Source organism: Celeribacter persicus (genome assembly GCF_003050785.1).
GTDB lineage: Bacteria > Pseudomonadota > Alphaproteobacteria > Rhodobacterales > Rhodobacteraceae > Celeribacter > Celeribacter persicus.
Genome location: NZ_QAOH01000092.1, coordinates 1 through 1,136, shown reverse-complemented (window position 1 = coordinate 1,136; position 1,136 = coordinate 1). Strand labels below are relative to the sequence as shown.

Below are 1,136 nucleotides of genomic sequence, written 5' to 3'. Positions count from 1 at the left end.
GAGGAGACAGACCCCATTCTCAGCATCACAACCCAAGCCGCCTGATCATGACCTCAGGCCACCCGACAAATTACACCACCTTGACGGACGTGACCGAAGTATTGTCCATTTCTGGCTGAAGGGCTACGAACTCCGCCTCAATACCTATCTGAGAAAGTGCATGCCTCATAAAAAAGCAAATCGCATAGGAATCTGTAGGGCCTTCGCAAACAATCCCAATTCTCATAGATGGTCACCTAAAGCTCCGGGGATGTCTCCGTCCAACCAGACTTGTGAAAGATTGCGGCCATTCATCGCCAACATCCAATCTTGTCGGGACATTTCCGGATGAGGCTGCAACCTTTCAACGGTGGTGTGCCCCCTATCATTTCGGCGAACAACGAACACTCGTTGATCTTTGCTAAACAAATCGAATGCATCGAGTGCAGTGGGGTTGTGGCTGGTCAGGAAAACTTGGCGAGCTCCCAGCTCGGTGTCTGAAGCGGCAGTAGTGCTGACCACTGACACGATTTGTTCAACAAGCTTTCTGGTGAGTTTTGGGTTCAATGCGTTATCCACATTGTCCAGAGCGAAAACCCTAGGAGCTTCTGGGTGGGAAAGGATAATAGCAGCAAATAGAAGGAATAAAGTGCCCTCACTGCTGTCATAGACAGAAAGCCTATTCCGGCTGGCATGCATAAAACGGTCTACGAAATAAACGGTTTCGCTAGAGCGTTCAACAACATCTCGTGAAGTGAGCTGGGGCTTCCCTCGATGCACTCCGAATGAAGAAGCCCATCCCGGCAACCACACTAGGTCCATACACTTATCGAGAATTTCCCATTCTTTCCCCCCTGAGCCTGACTTTCTTCTCTCGCGGTTTCGCAAGCGACCCCATTCGCTGAGAATACTCGACACGGCCTCCGGTAGTCCTTCCCCATGCAGTCCAACAGGAGGCACATCAATGCGCCCACTTTGACGACCTCTGAGCTACCTCCCGAAATTCGGACACTGACGTAAGCTGCGATTTGTAGTCTGCTGATCTTCAACACGCAGGAGATCAGATATGTCGAAACGGAAGCAACATCACCCAGAGTTCAAAGCCAAGGTGGCGTTGGCAGCGCTGAAAGGCGAAGAAACAGTCAGCGAGCTGGCCA

The 1,136-nt window shown here is 51.1% G+C and carries 1 protein-coding gene; it reads right to left on the bottom strand.

Annotated elements, in window-relative coordinates:
* Positions 1-222: 222 nt before the first annotated feature.
* The gene (locus C8N42_RS21350; RefSeq protein WP_146168317.1) at positions 223-897 is read right to left on the bottom strand and encodes an AAA family ATPase; all 675 of its coding nucleotides are present in this window, start codon (positions 895-897) and stop codon (positions 223-225) included.
* Positions 898-1,136: the final 239 nt, after the last annotated feature.